Genomic DNA, 18,437 nt, shown 5'->3' on the forward strand with positions numbered 1-18,437 from the left:
ATAGCATCCGCTGATGCGCATAACGGTCAAACAACAGATACTGCTCGCCCCAGCGATGATCCTCCTGCTGCTCCTGCTGCTGCTAGGATTCATGCACTACACCTACTGGGACCTCAACAGCAAAAGACGCAGCATTAAAGCGGCTGAGACCACCTTTGTTGCTCTGGCTGAAGCGGATATGGCGGCGCGCAGACTGCACGTTTTACTGCGTGTCATTCAGCACAGCGGCATGGCTGCCCCTGAAGACCTGGCATTAATCATTGATCTATATGAACGCCTGCTCTCTGCCATTGATCGGATTGAACCCGTTGGAACCGTAAAAAGCTCCGAACAGATTGCCTACCTGGCCGACCTGGCGCGCAGCCTTAATCCCGCTGCCGGTCTCGAACCTGAAAACACGGCACCCCTGTTTGCCCAACTGCGCGCCGAACTTTCGGGGCTCTCCAGTCTGACCCAGAACCATCGCAATCATTTGCGCCAGGCCCATGAACAGGACATCAACCAACTGGTTGAACGGACGGTTCTGGTGACGATAGGGGTGCTGATTATTGCCGTACTGCTGGGGCTGTCGATCTCCATCTATTTCAGTCGGCGTATTCTGGGCCGTATCCAGACCATCTCCACCAATGCCGCCCGTATCGCCGACGGTAGCCTCGATCTGCCACCGGTACCTGAACGGATTCAAGATGAAATGGATGTTCTGGCGCGTTCCATCAATCGCATGGCGACCCGATTGATTCAGGTCGTTGGTACTGAAAAACTCCTCGAAGGGGCCGAAGAAGAACGTCGCCGTATTGCCATGGATCTCCATGACCAATCACTGTCCGACTTGTCCGGCGTTCTACGCGGCCTGCAATCTCTGACCGACCTGCAGACTCCGGATGCTGTTGGTGACCACGTCAGCGACCTCGAACGTGATCTCAACCGCGCAATCGCCAACCTGCGCGACATCATGAACAACCTGCACCCGCAAACCCTCGATATTCTTGGTTTAGGTGCAGCCATTGAAGCCCATATCGATCACCTCGGGCAGCCCCCCGGCAGCCCGGCCTGTCATCTTCATATCGACTCACGGGTGGCTGACTTGCATCTCGATCGAATTAAACAGCTGACCATCTATCGTATTGCCATTGAAGCCATCCAGAACGTTCACAAACATGCGGCAGCCAGCCGCTACGAGGTTAACCTGGAACTACGCGAAAAAACTCTGGTGTTTTCTGTTGAAGATAACGGCTGTGGCTTTAATAGCGACCGGAAACTCGAACAGGGGCGCGGACTCAATAATATACGTGAGCGCGCCCGAGCCATAGGTGCCCAGGTCCAGTGGAAGCCGTCACGCTTCTCGAGCGGTACCCGCTTTGAACTGACCCTGCACACCGCCATCTCAAGCTGACGGAGACAAGCATGTCCACCCGCCTGGAAATCCTTATTGCTGAAGACAACCCTAAAGACTTAGAGTTTCTTGAACAACTTTTTTCCCAATGGCCGGAACAGGTCAGCGTCACCCGTGCCCCAACCGGCCAGATCGCTCTGGAAATTGGCAGCGAACGCGAGCAACCGTTGATTGTCAGTGACATTCAAATGCCGGAACTCAACGGGGTTGAATTTGCCCGCCAGTTGTGGAGCAAGCAGCCTCAGGCCCGAATCGTTTTCTGGAGTCAATTCAAAGATGAAATGTACGTGCGCTCCCTGGTTAAAATTGTTCCGCCGGAAACGGTCTACGGCTATGTTCTTAAGTCCGCAAGCAAAGACCAGATCAGTTCAGCTATTCGCACTGTCCTGATCGATGAACAATGCTGGATCGCTCCTGAAGTGCGAAAAGTTCAGGGGCGTGCCGGTCACAGCTTGACGGCCCTCTCTGACATCGAGTATGAGGCGCTACTCGATATTTCCCTGGGACTGACCGATAATCTGATGGCGCAGCGCCGTTATCTCTCACGGCGCGGCATCCAGAGTCGCCTCAACTCACTGTACAACAAACTGGGCCTCGATCAGGAACAGTTTCACAGCGAAAAATATGGTGATTCCTTTAACTTGCGCAATCGTGCCGTTGCTGTTTCCCTGGCCCGCGGCCTGGTAAATGCTTTTGAAATGGAACATGAGGAAAAGGATTTCCAGGAATGGTTTACCCGTTACAAGCGCAGTCAAAAAACCCGTCAATAAATCACCGACGACAACCCTTCTTCGCCGGCTTTCTCATCTCTTGTGTTTACTCTATAGCTATGCTAAAAGGTCTTACCATGTAATCCGGAGACAGAGATGGCCACAGTATTCAAACCGATACGTCCCAAGAAGTTATCAGAAGAAATAGTTGACCAGATTAAAGAGCTGATTTCACGTGGTGATCTCGGTCCCGGTCAGCGCATCCCGTCTGAACGTGAACTGGCTACTTTCTTAGGAGTCAGCCGCCCGTCGGTACGTGAGGCGATCATGGTTCTTGAAGCGATGGGCTTTCTTGAGTCCCGTCAAGGCGGAGGCACCTATGTCCGCTCCCTTGCCGATGTTGCCATGGCTGACCCTCTAGCGAGCATGGTCGAACGCCGGGATCCCCGTATGCTCCATGCCCTGACCGAGGTTCGCATGGGACTGGAAACCTGGTCCGCATACCTGGCTGCAAAGCGCGCAGAAAAACCGGAAATCGATCGCTTGCGTGAAATCTATACGGTCATGGAGGAACAGGCTGAAAGCGGCGGCTGGGACCCGGAAATCGACTTCCAGTTTCACCTGACGATTACCGCAGCAACCCACAACACCATTCAGGTTCACGTCCTGAACACGATTCAGACCCTGTTTCAAACCACAATTATGGTCGCCCTTGGAGAATTTTACAGCAAAGAGGGGTATGTTGAACGGTTGCTAAATCATCACCGTGAAATTCTGGAGGCCATTGAAGCCCGTGATCCGGAACGGGCTCGAGCTAAAATGCTGGAGCACTTGAATCTGGTAGAAGAAAAACTGGCGATGTTTTTAAATAAAGAACGCCCGGACACCCTCTGAAAAAAACTTTGTGGCAGGCAGAGCGCATCAACCTACCCTGTGCGAAAACTTTCTGGAATCCAGGGAAGTATAGAACTCGGAGCGATTACGCCCCCCTTTCTTGGCGCGATAAAGTGCCATGTCAGCCTGCCACACCAGATCCGGCGCTGAACTGACCTGGCTCGATACTGCAGCAACACCAATGCTCACCGTGAGTGCCTGGGGGTAATTTTCTCCCCCTTCAATCTCGACGCGAATCAGCTCGGCCTTGACCATTGCCTCGGAGCCACCGGTGTGAGGAAGGATAATGAACAGCTCCTCACCACCATAGCGACACAAAATATCTGTTTCACGCACCCGATTTTTGATCATGCGGGTGACATCCTGCAATACCTGATCCCCAATCTGATGGCCCCAATTATCGTTCACTGACTTGAAGTGATCTATATCGATCATCAGCACCGACAAATCATGACCATAGCGCCTGGCACTGGAAAACTGTTCGGGCAGACGTCGATCCAGATAACTGCGGTTATAAATTCCGAGCAGGGAATCCATAATGCTGTCTTGTTCCAACTGGAAAGTTCGCTGTAACTCCTGGGTTGTTTTTAGTGCCAGCATGGCTACCAGCAGGACAAAAACCGCTCCAAAGAAAAAAATAGTAGGAACAATCAGGTCGATCAGACCACTATAGTTCCACCAGAAAAACCACGTATATGTCAGGTATCCGCAGAGAAACAGACAAATCAGAACAGCGAGCAGACGCCAGTAATTAACAATGCCTTTGGCCCCCGGATGATTTATAATTCTGGCAACCGGAAGCAGGGACACCAGCAGAAACAAACTGCCGGAACTCAACATCAAGGCAATGAGAAGATTCACTTAAACACCCTGACCACACCCCTACTGGAAGAACAGCGTGTCAGATAAAACAGACATCATCAATCCCGTTAAAAACTGCCGACAGTATTGATTTGTTCTCACCATTAATGAAAATATATAGTTGTCAGTCAACTATAGACCTAACTTCTACCTTTCGACAAGGCTCGATCAATGAATAAAATCTACCAGGCCACCATTGCCCGCTGGGGAGTTGACGCTCAATATGACCAGGCGATAGAAGAATGTGCCGAATTAATTGCCGCTCTTAAACATTTCAAGCGGGGCAAAGTCACCCGGCAAGAGGTTATTGAAGAACTGGCCGATGCGACCCTGATGCTGGGACAACTGCGCTGGATGTTCGGCGAAGAGCTGGTCGAATCAGCAATCAGTGATAAACTGGAAAAGCTCAAACAACTTTTAGACGAAGACAAGAAAGGATAACTCCTATGGCAATTCAACCAGGACATACTGCTCCCGATTTCTGTCTGCACGGAAGCGATGGCAAACAGCACCGGCTCGCCGACTATGCCGGCAGCAAACTCATCATTTATTTCTACCCCAAAGACAATACCCCTGGTTGCACCAAGGAGTCTTGCGCTTTTGCTGAGATGCATGACCAGCTGTTGCAGTTGAATGTCAAACTGCTCGGCGTCAGCAAGGACAGCCTGGAGTCCCACGATAAATTCATCAGCCAGTTTCACCTGCCGTTCACCCTGCTCAGCGACCCTGATACAGCCATGATGCAAAATTATCAGGCCTGGGGTGAAAAAACCATGTACGGTAAAACCAGCATCGGCTGCATCCGCTCAACGGTGCTCATTGATGAGCAGGGAACGGTCATCAAACATTGGCCCAAGGTGGCAAAAGCCGCCGAACATCCACAACAGGTTCTTGATTTTCTCCTGACACTTTAATACCACCAGCGCCAGGTGCCGGAGCATGCAGCCGAAGTTTTGGCATCTGGCGCTGACGATTATTTTACGGTGACGATGGCGTAGATTGCTGCGTAAATAGCGTGAGGATCAACGCCGTGGCCTACAGCAATCGTTCTCATGGTCTGCTGCGGCTCCGCAGTGATGCCCTGTTGTGCCAAACCGGCGATAATCCGCGCGACATCAAGCTGATACATAGAGCAGAGTTGTTCCAGAGTGCGATTGCCGGTTCCTGCCGGCGCTGTTTCCGGCATCGCCGCAGACGCTTCCCCTGCTTCCGGTTTAATCAACAGATAAATTGCCTGCGGGGCAATATTGTTATTGGCGGCAATACTTTGGATTGTTTCACTGGGTGCAGTTACCCGAATACCGGCCCGTTCCAGCTTCAACCGGCTCTGCTCAAGAGGCACATTGATATTCCTGGCAAAATCAGAAAAAGCCGACAGCTCGGCATGTCCATAAGGAGGCTCACCATATTTGACATTGGCACTTTCGGAAATTTTATCTCCAAGATGAATAATGCTACTCAATGGCGGAATGCCCGCGAGAGTACCAACAATAACCAGCAGAGTGACCACAACTGATACAATAAAATCAGGAGTGATAATTCGCAGTTCCTTCGACTGATTTTTCAGATAACTGACAATCGCTCCCCAGTTGTAATAAACATGAAAAATCATCGCTATTAGCATAAGGACACCAAGGTTGATATGCACAGCCCCCCAGCTTTCCTTGGTTAATCCCCACAGTCTCCAATCGGCCCAATAAGCCACCCGGCCGGCGGGGACAATATAAAGTACAGCACTGCTGAGCAACAGCAGAATAAAAGCAACCAGAGAAGTCAGAGAGGTAATTTTACGCATGTTCATCGCAGGAATCTCCCGGGTGATAAGTAGTAGAACGGTTGGCGGAAGATAGCAGATTTTATCAGCAAGAGAATGTCAAAATTTGTTAAGGACAGGTAAAGTCTTATTTACAACGGCTTGAGGACCCCGCCACAGGGAGGATGAAAATAACGATTGTTACGGTTCAGACGCCGCACCCGATAGATTTCTGCACCACACTCCAGGCAAATAGCCACCAGTTTGCGCCGCTGCTGATGCAAGGCAGTAACAGCGGCGCTCCGACCGGTTGTGGCGGTGTCGATACCCAGGGCGAGAGCCCATTGTCGCCAGCTGTTGCCATGTCCGACCCGCCGCTTTTCACCGTGCTGACTCAGATGGTCACAGGCGTGGGCAATCTCGTGTAAAAACGTCTGACGCAGATTGTCCGCTTCCTGGGCAAACTGCAGCCTGATGGCCACCGGCTCATTGCCACGAAATGTATAGCAGCCAAGTCTTCTGCTGGCCCTGCTCGGCGCCACCGGAATGTCTGCGAGTTGTTCCAGCAATTGCCGACCCGGATCAGTGGTGCACTGTGCTTCAACGGCGATGACAATCTGCCGCCACAGGTTCAATTCGCCAGCAAGCATCCGCACACTCATCCCCCTTGTGCAATATTTTTCCATCGCCGTATCTGCCTCCCTCCTCAAGGGGATTGTGATCCTGTTCTGATCAACAAAAAGCCCGCCACTTAACAATCGGTTTCTGTCATGATAGGGCATGGACTTGAAATCGGCTCACGACATTGATCGCCCCGATTGGGTTGCTGTTCCCACTCAGCTTCAGGATGGGCTTTCCACCCGTTCGTTAAGCAAGCGCCAGTTGAAACACTGGACCCTGGTTCTCCAGGCACGAAACATCCCCTGGCGCAGCGAAAAAAATGGGGACATTCTCCAGTTACTGGTTCCTGTCGATTCTTTTCAGGAAGCGCTGCAGGAATTAAACTGCTACGAGCAGGAAAACCGCAACTGGCCACCACCGCCACCCGCCGCTAGCCGGTTAAAAGACAATTACGCAACGACCGTCTGGGTGATCTTTGCCCTGCTCCTGTTCCATCCTCTGAGCTATCAGCAATTGTCACTGTTCGGGTCACAGAACATCGACTGGCTTGCACTGGGTAGCGCCGATGTCAGCTTTATCCGTACCGGCCAGTGGTGGCGCGTCATTACCGCCCTTACCCTGCATTCCGGCCCTTTGCACCTGCTCAGCAACCTTACATTTGGCGGGATTCTGATTCTGCGGTTGTGCCGCACCCTGGGATCCGGGGTAGCTTTTTTCCTTGTGCTGGTTGCAGGCTCTCTGGGTAACAGTCTCAACGCTCTGGTGCAATCCCCTGCTCATCGTTCCATCGGGGCCTCTACCGCAGTCTTTGGTGCGCTTGGTTTACTTGGCCTTTACAACCTGTTTCGTTATCGCTCCAGTTTATGGCGACGCTGGCCATTACCCCTTGCCGCCGCAGTAGGATTGCTTGCCATGCTCGGGGTGGGTGACGAAAATACCGACATCGGTGCCCATCTGTTTGGTTTCATCAGCGGAGCAATTCTGGGCGTATGTTTTTCCCTCTGTCCCGGAAAGAATAAAACTTCGAAACGCAGTAATCTCCTGTGCGGCATCCTGGCATTGCTACTCATCATCCTTGCCTGGGGGTTAGCTATCAGCCGCTGAATCTTTCGGGCGCACGTAAAAAGGCCCGATATAATAATACCGGGCCGGATAAAGCTTTGGACATTGATCCGGGCTTAATTAACCCACTTCGATTACTTCCAGATCAAAATTGAGGGCCTTACCAGCCATCGGGTGATTAGCGTCCAGGGTGATCTTGTCATCGCTGACCGCCTTAACGGTTAGCAACAGCGGGGTTCCGTCCTGCATCTGGGTCTGAAACTGTTGCCCCACTTCAGGGGACAAGCCGTCCTCAAACTGACTAGGATCAGCATCAAAAATCATTTCCTGATTGTAAGGTCCATAGGCTTCCTCTTCGGTCAGCCGCACCTGCTTGGTCTCTCCGGCTTTCATACCGACTACGGCGTTGTCAAACCCAGGGATCACCTGACCGGCACCTACCTCAAATTCGAAAGGTTGTTCAGCCTGACGTGAACTGTCAAAAACTTCGCCATCATCAAAGGTGCCGGTGTAATGAACTTTGATTTTGCTCCCTGTTGCTACTGCTGTCATGTCATCTCCTGTTTTTTTAAGTCACAAATAGACAAGGCACCACATTTGCCTTGTTTTGTTCCTCAGGGTGTCATTTCCTTAAATGGAAATCAACCCCCTGGCACAAAAAACTGATCAATAACAGCATTACCTAAGGGTTAAAACGTTCATGGTGGATTTTTTCAGTGCGTAATGCTTTGGCTGCATGACCAGCCTTTTTTTCATCGGGATAGCCAATGGCAATGACGATCGGAACCTCCATTCCGGCCGGCAGTTCAAGCAGGTCTCTGACGTATTCAGACGCGCTGATGTCATCATTGTGCCGGCGCAAACGCAATTGGGCCCAACAACTTTTCAATCCCAGATCCTCAGCGGCTAACTGCACAAAGGTAGCAGCAACAGCAGTATCTTCAATCCAGACATCCGAAATACAAGGGTCAGCAGCTATTGCTACAGCCAGCGGCGCGGTTGCAAAAAACACAGTCCCATGGGGTTTGGCATTGATCAGTTTATCGAGAATCTGGCGCTCTTGAATCATCACAAAGTGACAGGGCTGCAGATTTCTCGAGGTAGGGGCACGTAACAGGACCTCAGCAAGCAACTCGATCTTTTCAGCCTCGACCGGCTGCGGTTTAAAGACGCGCACGCTGCGCCGTTGACGCACTAAATCCAGCATAAAATTTCCCTTAAAGACCGATCCCGCACTCCATCGCCGCAAGCCGGGTCAGGAGTTTCCAGTTGTTACCCGGCCGATCAAGCGATAAACCTCGTCGAGCATCAGGTTCTGTTCTGCTCCGACTTGAGCTACAACGCCCAGCAGATAATTGTCGATAGGAAAAACATAGAAGCTATCCTCGCTCCGGCAGCCAAAATTAACAGAACGACAGTTACTTGCCCCGATATTCTCCTGGATATCATGAGCCAGACTGCCGCTGATCTGCATCAGGATCGTGTAGTTTTCCGGGTCCTCAATGGCACGGCCAACCAGAGTGCCGTCACGCTTGATCAATAAACATCCGGAAACACCGGACACCTTGCTGATCCGTACGACAAAGTCCTTTGCTGTTGCCATAGTTGCTATCCTTCCCGACCGCTATGGTCACCAATCTCTGCCTGCAGCGCATCCAGGGTCATGGTCAGGGTATTGAGATTAAAAGCGGGGTCGCAGATGACGAAACAAAAGGTGTCAGTATCAACAGCGCGGGCAACGACAACTGACTCATCAAAGTGCAGCGTCAAACAGGAAAAACCATCCAGGGTGGTTGCCCCGGCGGCATAGATTTTTGCCAGGGTGCTGCCGATCAATTGGAGCCGTTCTTTCTTGAAGACAGCCGGCAGATTAGCTGCAATGACTCCGATATCTGTCTGGACAAGGCAGGCTCCAAGGACTCCCGGAATCATTTTTAGCTCGTCAATAACATACCTCATACTTTTTCACTTCCTCCGGTACGACCATTGTTGGGCATCAACCTATCGACCATTCACGGCTCGACAATGCGCTCAATTTCCTTCATGACCTGGGCGGCCTGTACACCCGGCTTGAGCTTGAGCACCAGCTGTTGTTGTTGCCGATTAAGTAACAGATAGCGATTACGCTTTGTCGTACCTAGAGCCATTGAGCGGTATTGACTCCAGCCAAGGTCCTGGGTAACCGCTGTCAGGGCTTCGGTAAATGCATTGACATCAAATGTCGCAACCGTGCAGGCTCCGGTGTTGGTTGCGAGCAGTTTTTTTTGCATATCGAAAACAGCAAATTCCTGCACACTGGCGATGCTGCTCAGCGACCGCGCCAGGACAGAATCGACGGCCGCGGTCACAGCTGCTTCAGCGGGGGGAAGCTGGGCTTCTGCTGTCGTACTTTTCTTGATTTCTTCTGCCGTTTCGTCCTTGATCCGAAATGCTTCGATCAACAAATGGCCAAGGGGCAGATTGATCACATCGTCCTGCCGCCGACATATTCCATCCATCTCGATTTCTGCATCATCCCAGCTGACAATCTCAAGGGCGGCATCCAAACCTTTCATGGTTGCATATTCAGCATCGATCAAGTCGCCATTGGCGACAAACAGATAGGCAGGTCCCTGCGGTGCAGCAATCTTGAGCGTGCAGTTTTTTTTCTCGACATTCATTAGCTGCAGAAAAGTCGCCAGGGTAATGCCCCGGATAAAACTCTTCCCCCCTGCCTTCAGGCCACTGAAAATGGCTTTTTCAAGTATCGGTAGGTCCACCGGTTTTTCAATAAACTGAAGCGTGTCCATTTTTTTTAACCGTGCTTCTATCTCCGGCGTACCAAAAGCCGACATGGCAATCACCGGCAATTGGGGCTGATGACGACTCACCCACGCCAGCAGCTCGAATCCATTCATCTCCGGCATGCGCAGATCGGTTACCAGTAAATCAACATTGGTTTCCCGCAGCAGATCAACAGCGACACTGCCATTTTTTGCTGTAAGAATTTCAAATGTGCCCCGATGAGTCTTCAGAACATCTTTCAGCGACAGCAAAAATGAAGCTTCATCGTCTACAATTAGGACTTTTTTCATGTCACATCCACCCACTAGGTCAATTTATTATGGAGGGCAAGGAATCTGCTGGTGTCGGTTCCTTTTGGTCTGCTTCCGCCAACGGCAGGCTGACTCTGACTTCGGTTCCGCGCTGCGGCCAACTGTCAACAGCGATATCACCATTCATCATCGCCAGCAGCTTTCTGGTAATAACCAGCCCCAGCCCGTTACCTTGCGGCTTACTCGTGTTAAATGGCTGGAATAGATGCTTCTTTTGTTCCGTCTTGATCCCGCAACCGTTGTCGCGGATCCTCAACCACACCAACTCTCCACGCTTTTGCGTGGTAATGTGTATTTCCGGATCCCGACGCCCTTTTAATGCCTCGGCAGCGTTATTGAAAATATTAAGCAGAGCTTGATGGAGGGCACGCTCATCAATCCGGACTTTACCGATATCCAATGGAATCGCGGTGCGGATTCTGATACCACCGGCGTGAAAATCATGTTCAACCAGGGCGATAAATTTTTCCATAAACTCGATAAGAGACATCTCATGAAGTTCTACCCGTTCATACAAGCTGAAGGCTTTCAGCGATTTAAGCAGGTACTCCATCCTTCCGACATCAGCCAATGCGCGCTCAACATATTCATCCAGGGTTTCTCGACTCTCATGAACATGGCTTTTCTGGAGGGCCATCAACGCCATTTTCAGCGAATTAAGGGGATTGCCGATTTCGTGGCGAATGCCGGAAAAAACAAACCCCAGATTATCCATGGCGTTGATGGCCTGGGCAATCGATTCCAGACGCTGTTTTTCGGTGATATCACGGACAAAAATACAACAGTAACGTGGTGCTGCCCGATAAATAGTGTAGCCATACAGGTGATCTTGGTAAAGCACCTGGTGGGAGCTGCGAGATGGTATTTCAGACTGTTCAGCCGGTGCGACAAACAAGGCATAAAGACGTTCGTAGCTCTGGCATAGCGAGTCTTCCTCCAGCACATCGAACAGAGCGGCATTGCAATAGTCAACCTGCCGCCGGCCAAGATCGAGCACGAGAATACCCATGTCGATCTGCTCCAGCAGCTGTGCAAAGCCCCAAGGGCTTTTAAATTGCTGATTGACGATATCTACCGCACTACCATCCATTCACATATCCTTGCCGCCGTGAAAACCCGTCCATGTCAGATGCAGACGCATTATAACAACACCATCACATTATTCAAGAAAACTAATAAAAGGTCGTAGGGCCATCCTTACGATCTGTTCTCTTCACCAAAAACAGTTATGACCCTGCTTAGACTGGCGAATTGCCGTAATGAGCCAGCATCCGCTCCACTTCGTCTTCTATCTCCGCCGGCAGAGCGGGGGTGTCTCCAAGCTGTCGTAACAACTGCAAGCCATCCTTGTGCCATTTGCGGGCAAAACAGGTCTGTGCGAGACGCAAACGCCAGCGCGGGTTGTCGGGATCCTGCTTAACCGCCGCATTAAAACTGGAAAAGACCTTTTCCGATTCGCGTTCATGGCGCAGGTAAAATTCGGCCAGCTGCAGATTGATATGATTGCCCTTACAACCACCACCACTCGGCAGTCTTTTAAGCAAGGTTTCGGCCGCTGCAAGATCTCCGACCTTTTCCATAACCGCCGCCGCCAGAGGCAGAAAGGCCGGATCGCTGTGACCTGCCTGCAGACAATGGCGCACATGAACGGCCGCCGCTGCCCAATCGTGACGCCGACTGTGAATACTTACCAGCAGAGCGTGGTAGAAAGAGAAGTCCTCCTCATTGTCTGCAGAAATCTTTCCCTCGATAAAGGTGCGAGCATCCTGGGTCTGTCCCAATGTCAGCAATACCTGGACCAGAGCCTCAACGGCTAAAAAAAGCTCCGGATTTTGTTGCAATGACTGCTCAAGTGATTCTCTGGCCTCAGCTAAATGGCCCATGCGCGCCTGCAGCGAACCAACCTCAAACCAATAGAGATCATCTCGCTCAGCGTCATTAACAGTTTTGAACAGCTCATTAGCCTGAACATCCCTTCCCTCATGAGCCAGCAAAAATGCGGCAACGAAGTCTTTTCCCCGATGCTGATAACGCTCTCGTTGACTTTCCGGATAGGACGTCAGGATTAAATCGAAACGGACTGCATCATCGACATCGGCCACAGCATCCAGGTCTCGTTGGTTACCATCTGCTGCATGACAGCTGTGACATCCAGGCCCGGGGTCAGACTCAGCGGAAGGCAAAACTTCAAAAGGGATCGACCGCGCCTGAGCTATTTCTTCTTTTAAATCATCACTATGAACATACTGCAAGGCCATGGCAAAGTAATCATTTGCTTCTGCAGCTTCGCCACTATCCTGTTTGGCCCTGGCTTCAAGCAGATTCAGGCGCGCCAGACCATCACCTGCCTCGGCTCGCCATCGCGTTACCAACGCGGCGGCGGCATCGTCAAGGGGGTGACCGTTCAATTCATCTGCCAGGTAGATGGCATCGGCAAACCGCTTCTGCTCCACCGCGCGCTGCAATGACCCAAGACTGGGTTTACTGCCGAACAACTTGCTGAATAGTCCCATGAGTGCAGCTTCCTCGGGTGATCGGCTCAGGACCAGGCGACCCGGTTGGTAGTTAAAAGATGCTATCGATCAGGTCAAAGTTGAGTTCCGTTTGAGCAAGACGATGAATCAGTTCAATCTTTTCATGATCATCAATGCCAATCTTGGCAACATCGGCCTGAATCGTCGTATAGACCTGTGCCACTGTCGATTGACTCCGCAAATAAGGAATTTTTGAGTCATCAATGACCTGCTGAACGATGTGTGCTACCGGCACAATACCGGCGATGACAATCCCGGCCAGCTCGTTGCGGAACCGTTCCAGAGTATAGAGCGTCGACAACATGACCAGCACTTCATCGCGGCTGCTGTTGACAATCACCAGGCTCGAATCGTGCAAAAGATCCACCACCCGCTGGGTCGAGGCAGCGCCGATGAGGACGTGGTGAACAATACGACTGACCTGATCCGGTTCTGCCTTAAGATCCACCTGCAATAATTCAGAGAGGTATTTCAGAGTTGGATTCGCTAACACCGGTGAATAGTTGAAGCCGCCAACCACCCGGATCCCGGTTCCTGCGAACGCTTTTTGCAGATAGTGAAGGGTCGCATCACGTTTACTTTTCAACAACTTGTTCGACAGAATCATCCGGACATCAGCACCCGCTTCACGAAACAGGGCCAGGTTCAGATGCAGATCATCAATCACGTTACCAATCCCGGCCCCCGCTACGATCAGCACCGGGGCCTCCAGATGGCGCGCCAACTGGGCGTTATTCAGCCCCATGACCGAGCCGACCCCGGAATGCCCGGCCCCTTCGATGATAAGAAAATCGCACTCCTGCTCGAGTTGCCGTACCGCCCGGGTAATTTGCTCCAACAACGTCGAGCTGTCTGTTTCGCCATCGAGATAACTCCGCGTAGTATGCGAATCAAGAACAACCGGCGACATCAGATCAAGCCGATCATCCATGGAATACACCTGCGCTATCAGAGCAGCATCTATATCAACCGGGCGCCCCCGATACATCGTACGCTTGGGACCAAAAGGCTTGATAAAGCCGATACGTGAATACTTTTCCCGCGCGCGATGCAACAGCGACAGACTGGTTGTTGTTTTGCCGCAATTCTGGCCGGTTGCAGCAATAAATATCTTTTTACACATTGACTAGATCCCCTGTTGCGTACAGCCGTACAGCTGGCTCATTGTTACGTCAGAAAAAGATTGCGCTCCTTTACAAACTCCGGGTAGAACTGCTCTTTCAGATCCTCCAGTACCATTGGATTGGCTTCGAGGGCCAACGAGCCGTCGCTCAGGGTCAAATCAAATTCTTTCGCCTGCTCAAAACCAATACCAAAATAGCTACAGAAACTGCTTGCCAGAGAAATAACTGCACATAAGGTGAAAGTTGCTTCATCAAGCTGTCGTAATTTGTCAAGGTCGTGATGATACAGGGTTGCATCGACAATCCGTTTCGGATAATTCCAGAAATCGAGAAGCGCCGCACCGACCAGTTCGTGAGAATAGGCGAACAGGCCGCGCTCGACATCGCGCAAGGTTCCTTCTCCCCGCTCGACAATCTGCATCACTTCGCGATAGCGGTCCTTGTCACGATTAATCATCACTACTTTACCGATATGGCGCTGTAACCCGGCAAGATAGGCCTCACTTTTGTCCAGATCCGTCAGTTTATCTGCAATCATGCGACTTGCGACAGCGCAACCAATGGAGTTTTCCCAGAGTTTTCGCTCCAGCAACCCATAGGTTTTCTGAGTACTGCGCAAACTATATTCGAGAGCGAGATTTTTGAGAACATTCTCCCCAACCACAATCAAGGCGCGATCAACGGAACTGACCTGCTTGACCTGATGATACATAACGGAATTGGCAATCTTGAGTAGTTTAGCCGAGATAACCGGATCCAGGGAAACAGCGTTGGCCAGATCTTTAATCCGCAACTCCGGATCGCGCAAGAGCTCCAGCAACCGGGTAGCCACCACGGGAGAAGGGGGCAGATCACCCATGTTTTTCACGATGGACTCAAAATCTCTGAACATCCAACCTATCCACGGAGCTGATATTTGCGTTTTTTATGGCAAAAAGGGTGGTACTGCAAAGCCCTTTAAAGAGGCTGTTATCCTGGACAGTCGGCCAGGGGTTTTACTAAGATGATATCTAGCTGTCCGGTTTAATGGTGACAGCCGAAACGAACCAGTACACAGGTACCATCCGCGATGACGTTAATCCCCTGCTGCTCACAAAATGCCACGGCAGTCGGACTTTCAGCTCCAGGCTGCATCCAGATATTCTTGATCCCTTTTTCTGCCGCAAGAACCACCAGTTTCTCGGTAACAGCAGGTGGCGTGACCACCGAGATGCTGACCACCTCGGCAGGAAGGTCGGCAACATTGGCAACACAGGCAACCCCCTCGATCTGCTTCTCCAGGGGATGAATCGGTATCACCTGATAACCTTTTTGTTGATAGCATTTAAAGATTTTATTACCGAACTTATCCGGTTTTGATGATGCCCCAGCTACGGCAAAAACTTCAGACTGGAGGAATTGACTAACTTTTGCGTCAACAGACATAAGCGGTATCCTCATTGCTTAATCATGCGTGCTGTTCTCAGGGAATAATCTGTGCCACCAGTGTCAGCAAGGGAGTCGGGTAGACACCCAGAATGACGATAACTGCCGCACAACCGACCAGCAACAGGGTTTCCGACTGGGCCGCAACATCGCGACAGACAGACGCTGATTCGGCAGCATATAAGGCGATGACCGGTCGCACGTAGTAGTACACTGAAATGATCGATGCGATTACCCCGATCACTGCCAATTCAGCATAGCCGCCGCGAAATGCCGCCTGAAAGAGTCCGAACTTGGCAAAAAACCCGGCCAGCGGTGGGATCCCGGTCAGGGACAACAAAAATACCGAGAGCAGGGCACAGCGGCGCGGGTGAAGTGCAGCCAGACCACGGAGATCGTCATAGTCCTGCAGCTCGCCATTCTCATCCGCAAAGGTAGTTACAATTCCAAAGGCGCCGAAGGTTGCCAGGGAATAAACCACCAGATAGAACAGCAGGGCGCGGCTGCCATCTTCCCCGGCGACAATCAGAGCAATCATCAGATAGCCCATGTGCACAACCGAAGAATAAGCAAGCATGCGCTTGATATTGGTCTGAGGCAATGCGGCAAAAGTCCCAACCAGCATGGTGGCAATCGCCAGCAGCCAGAGAATCGCTTTGATGTCCGCTATCCCTTCGCCGGTCATCACCAGTAACGGCAGAAACGCTGCCAGTACAGCGCCCTTTGCGGCGGTTGCGAGCAGACCGCTGACCGGCGCCGGAGCTCCCTGATAAACATCGGGCGTCCACAGATGAAATGGCACCAGGGAAACTTTAAAACCGACAGCCACCAGCAGCAGCGCCCAGCCGGCCAGCCCCAGAGGGCGCAAACTACCATCGAGCTGCAAACCGATGGCCGCCGCCCGCAGATTAAAGGTACCCGTCGCGGCATAGATGAGAGCGATAGCAAAGGCCAGAAAAGCCGTTGCCACCGCGCCAAATACCAGATACTTCATTCCTGCTTCCGCGCCCCGGCTGTCACCATGACGGAAGGCAATCAGGATGTACAGAGCCAGGGTCAGCACCTCCAGCCCGAGAAACAATCCAACGAAAGAGGTTGCCGCCGACAGCAGACTCATCCCAGCCGCCGCAAACAGCATCAACGACGCATATTCACCGCCCCCAAAACGGAAAATATCCACGTAGCGACAGCTGATGATCAGGGTCGCGGCAACGGTCAACGACCACAGCACTGTACAAAAGCGTGCATAGGCAGAAGCCGAGTACATGCCGAGGATATCAACCTGTGCCGGTTCAACAAAAACCGCCGCCAGGGCGGCAACAACAGCCACCATGCTACCAACAAGTAGCCACAGGCGCCGGTTGCGCACCCAGGCGCCACCCAGGAGGATGGCGGTTGAGCCCAAAGCCAGCAGAATCTGAGGGAGTAATGACTGTAACGACTCCAGGTTCATGGCATCCCTCCCACCAGCAGCAGGGAACTCAGGGGTTCTCGTAGCAGGTCAAGCACCGGTTGCGGGTAACATCCCAGAGCTACCACCAGGACGGCCAGGGGAATTAATACCAGCCATTCACGTGAGTGCAGATCCTGTTTGTCATGAGGCTCACAATTGTTTCCCCACAGGGTCCCTTGTACCAATCGCAAGGTATAGGTTGCAGAAAACAGGATGCCGCCTACTGCAATCACCGCCCACAGGGGTTTGACGGTAAACACTCCGATAAGGATGAGTATTTCTCCGGCAAAGTTTGCCAGTCCCGGAAGACCCAGGGACGCCATACTGAACAGCAGAAAAAACGCCGACATATTCGGATGGCTTTTCCACAGCCCACCCAGGTGATCGAGACTGCGGGTACCGGTACGCTGTTCGATCATAGCGACCACGGCAAACAGCCCCGCCGTCGTTATCGCATGATTCACCATCAGCAGCAAACTTCCCTCCCAGGCGGTCTGGTTCCAGGCCGCCAGACCAAGAATAACGAACCCCATGTGCGAGATCGACGAGAAGGCGACGATCCGTTTGATATCGACCTGCTGGAAAGCCACCCAGGCGGCATAGAAGAGCCCCACCAGCGCCAGTACCGCCAGCAACGGCAGGGCTTTTTGGGCCGCAACGGGAAACAGCGGAAAGGCAAAGCGGATCATGCCGTAGACCCCGGTTTTGAGCAACAGACCGGCCAGGTCAACCGAACCGGCAGTCGGACCTTCAGCATGGGCATCGGGCAGCCAGCTATGAAAGGGGAACAGGGGGACTTTAACTACAAAAGCCGCCATGAAACAGAAGAAGAAAATCAATTCCTGGCTTGTGCTTAACTCGGTCTGTTTTAAAGCTTCCAGGGCAAAGGTATAGGTGCCGGTCTGATCCCCGTGCAGCAGATACAGGCTGATCACTGCCAGCAGCAGACACAAACTGCCAATCAGGGTATAGAGAAAAAATTTAACCGCAGCCTGAAAGCGCCGCTGATAACCCCAGACACCGATAAGAAAGAACATGGGGATCAGCATCAGTTCCCAGAACAGATAGAAGAGAATCAGGTCCAAAGCCAGCAGAACCCCGATCGCTGCCATCTGAAGCACCAGCAGCAGGGCAAAATAGGCGCCGGGCGCACGTTCCTGGCGCCAGGATACCAGCACCGCCAGCACCTGGAGAAAAGCCGTCAACAGAATCAGTACCGACGAAAGACCGTCAAGCCCCAGGGTATAGCGGATGCCGAACTGCTCAATCCAGCGATAATCCTCATAAAGCAACCAACCCGCGCTCGGTGTCTGTAGCAGACACACCAGCAGACTGCAAACAAACACGCTGCCAGCGGTCACCAGTGCCACCCAACGCGGGGCCGTGCTGTTTCCCATCCCGAGCACCAGACACAACAGGGCACCCGCTAACGGTGTAAACAACACAAGGCTTAACAGGGGAAAGTCAATCGCCATGATTGCAGTTATCCTTTACTTTCCGGCAATATCAACA

Annotated in this window: 21 protein-coding genes; 6 read left to right on the top strand and 15 right to left on the bottom strand. The window is 52.0% G+C overall.

The genetic code is table 11. From position 1 onward, the window contains the following. Nucleotides 1-13 precede the first annotated feature (13 nt). The 3 genes from AC1931_RS11380 to AC1931_RS11390 all read left to right on the top strand — a co-directional run bounded on the left by AC1931_RS11380 (nucleotide 14) and on the right by AC1931_RS11390 (nucleotide 2,997). Nucleotides 14-1,393, top strand: coding sequence for a sensor histidine kinase (locus AC1931_RS11380; RefSeq protein WP_483877389.1), 1,380 nt, complete (start codon nucleotides 14-16; stop codon nucleotides 1,391-1,393). Between the two features lie 11 nt (nucleotides 1,394-1,404). Next, on the top strand, nucleotides 1,405-2,163 hold the full coding sequence (locus AC1931_RS11385) for a response regulator (protein WP_483877390.1): 759 nt from the start codon (nucleotides 1,405-1,407) through the stop codon (nucleotides 2,161-2,163). A gap of 96 nt (nucleotides 2,164-2,259) precedes the next feature. Further along, on the top strand, nucleotides 2,260-2,997 hold the full coding sequence (locus AC1931_RS11390) for a FadR/GntR family transcriptional regulator (protein ID WP_483877391.1): 738 nt from the start codon (nucleotides 2,260-2,262) through the stop codon (nucleotides 2,995-2,997). Between the two features lie 27 nt (nucleotides 2,998-3,024). Here AC1931_RS11390 and AC1931_RS11395 read toward each other — a convergent pair whose 3' ends face one another. Continuing rightward, the gene (locus AC1931_RS11395; RefSeq protein ID WP_483877392.1) at nucleotides 3,025-3,858 is read right to left on the bottom strand and encodes a GGDEF domain-containing protein; all 834 of its coding nucleotides are present in this window, start codon (nucleotides 3,856-3,858) and stop codon (nucleotides 3,025-3,027) included. Nucleotides 3,859-4,029: 171 nt separating this feature from the next. On the opposite strand from AC1931_RS11395, the gene AC1931_RS11400 reads away from it, so the two are divergent. Further along, nucleotides 4,030-4,299, top strand: coding sequence for a hypothetical protein (locus tag AC1931_RS11400; protein ID WP_483877393.1), 270 nt, complete (start codon nucleotides 4,030-4,032; stop codon nucleotides 4,297-4,299). A gap of 5 nt (nucleotides 4,300-4,304) precedes the next feature. Continuing rightward, nucleotides 4,305-4,772, top strand: coding sequence for a peroxiredoxin (locus AC1931_RS11405; protein WP_483877394.1), 468 nt, complete (start codon nucleotides 4,305-4,307; stop codon nucleotides 4,770-4,772). Between the two features lie 59 nt (nucleotides 4,773-4,831). On the opposite strand, the gene AC1931_RS11410 is transcribed toward AC1931_RS11405, so the two are convergent. Both AC1931_RS11410 and AC1931_RS11415 read right to left on the bottom strand, forming a co-directional pair. Then, nucleotides 4,832-5,659 carry a DUF4405 domain-containing protein gene (locus AC1931_RS11410; protein WP_483877395.1) on the bottom strand — a complete coding sequence of 276 codons (828 nt, stop codon included), beginning with the start codon at nucleotides 5,657-5,659 and terminating at the stop codon, nucleotides 4,832-4,834. A gap of 104 nt (nucleotides 5,660-5,763) precedes the next feature. Next, entirely contained in the window at nucleotides 5,764-6,261 is a 498-nt protein-coding gene (locus AC1931_RS11415) for a SprT-like domain-containing protein (RefSeq protein ID WP_483877447.1), read from the bottom strand. A gap of 130 nt (nucleotides 6,262-6,391) precedes the next feature. On the opposite strand from AC1931_RS11415, the gene AC1931_RS11420 reads away from it, so the two are divergent. Beyond that, a complete protein-coding gene (locus AC1931_RS11420) occupies nucleotides 6,392-7,336 on the top strand; it encodes a rhomboid family intramembrane serine protease (RefSeq protein ID WP_483877396.1) in 945 nt (314 codons plus the stop codon). A 78-nt stretch (nucleotides 7,337-7,414) separates the two neighbouring features. Here AC1931_RS11420 and AC1931_RS11425 read toward each other — a convergent pair whose 3' ends face one another. From AC1931_RS11425 to AC1931_RS11480, 12 genes are all read right to left on the bottom strand, one after another. After that, the gene (locus AC1931_RS11425) at nucleotides 7,415-7,846 is read right to left on the bottom strand and encodes an FKBP-type peptidyl-prolyl cis-trans isomerase (protein WP_483877397.1); all 432 of its coding nucleotides are present in this window, start codon (nucleotides 7,844-7,846) and stop codon (nucleotides 7,415-7,417) included. A gap of 130 nt (nucleotides 7,847-7,976) precedes the next feature. Then, entirely contained in the window at nucleotides 7,977-8,501 is a 525-nt protein-coding gene (locus AC1931_RS11430) for a nitroreductase family protein (protein ID WP_483877398.1), read from the bottom strand. Between the two features lie 48 nt (nucleotides 8,502-8,549). Beyond that, nucleotides 8,550-8,897 carry a hypothetical protein gene (locus AC1931_RS11435; RefSeq protein ID WP_483877399.1) on the bottom strand — a complete coding sequence of 116 codons (348 nt, stop codon included), beginning with the start codon at nucleotides 8,895-8,897 and terminating at the stop codon, nucleotides 8,550-8,552. Between the two features lie 5 nt (nucleotides 8,898-8,902). After that, the gene (locus tag AC1931_RS11440; RefSeq protein ID WP_483877400.1) at nucleotides 8,903-9,253 is read right to left on the bottom strand and encodes a hypothetical protein; all 351 of its coding nucleotides are present in this window, start codon (nucleotides 9,251-9,253) and stop codon (nucleotides 8,903-8,905) included. A 53-nt stretch (nucleotides 9,254-9,306) separates the two neighbouring features. Next, nucleotides 9,307-10,368: a DUF4388 domain-containing protein gene (locus tag AC1931_RS11445; RefSeq protein ID WP_483877401.1), complete on the bottom strand. Its 1,062-nt coding sequence runs from the start codon at nucleotides 10,366-10,368 to the stop codon at nucleotides 9,307-9,309. Nucleotides 10,369-10,387: 19 nt separating this feature from the next. Next, nucleotides 10,388-11,479: a two-component system sensor histidine kinase NtrB gene (locus AC1931_RS11450; protein WP_483877402.1), complete on the bottom strand. Its 1,092-nt coding sequence runs from the start codon at nucleotides 11,477-11,479 to the stop codon at nucleotides 10,388-10,390. Between the two features lie 148 nt (nucleotides 11,480-11,627). Then, the gene (locus tag AC1931_RS11455) at nucleotides 11,628-12,902 is read right to left on the bottom strand and encodes a tetratricopeptide repeat protein (RefSeq protein WP_483877403.1); all 1,275 of its coding nucleotides are present in this window, start codon (nucleotides 12,900-12,902) and stop codon (nucleotides 11,628-11,630) included. A gap of 52 nt (nucleotides 12,903-12,954) precedes the next feature. Next, entirely contained in the window at nucleotides 12,955-14,046 is a 1,092-nt protein-coding gene (locus tag AC1931_RS11460) for an AAA family ATPase (RefSeq protein ID WP_483877404.1), read from the bottom strand. Nucleotides 14,047-14,090: 44 nt separating this feature from the next. Further along, on the bottom strand, nucleotides 14,091-14,939 hold the full coding sequence (locus AC1931_RS11465) for an HDOD domain-containing protein (protein WP_483877405.1): 849 nt from the start codon (nucleotides 14,937-14,939) through the stop codon (nucleotides 14,091-14,093). Nucleotides 14,940-15,070: 131 nt separating this feature from the next. Continuing rightward, on the bottom strand, nucleotides 15,071-15,472 hold the full coding sequence (locus tag AC1931_RS11470; RefSeq protein WP_483877406.1) for a CoA-binding protein: 402 nt from the start codon (nucleotides 15,470-15,472) through the stop codon (nucleotides 15,071-15,073). A 37-nt stretch (nucleotides 15,473-15,509) separates the two neighbouring features. Continuing rightward, a complete protein-coding gene (locus AC1931_RS11475) occupies nucleotides 15,510-16,925 on the bottom strand; it encodes an NADH-quinone oxidoreductase subunit N (RefSeq protein ID WP_483877407.1) in 1,416 nt (471 codons plus the stop codon). After that, nucleotides 16,922-18,400, bottom strand: coding sequence for a complex I subunit 4 family protein (locus AC1931_RS11480; protein ID WP_483877408.1), 1,479 nt, complete (start codon nucleotides 18,398-18,400; stop codon nucleotides 16,922-16,924). Before AC1931_RS11480 ends, AC1931_RS11475 begins: the two co-directional genes overlap by 4 nt. Nucleotides 18,401-18,437: the final 37 nt, after the last annotated feature.

The organism is Pelovirga sp. C15f, from assembly GCF_057178085.1.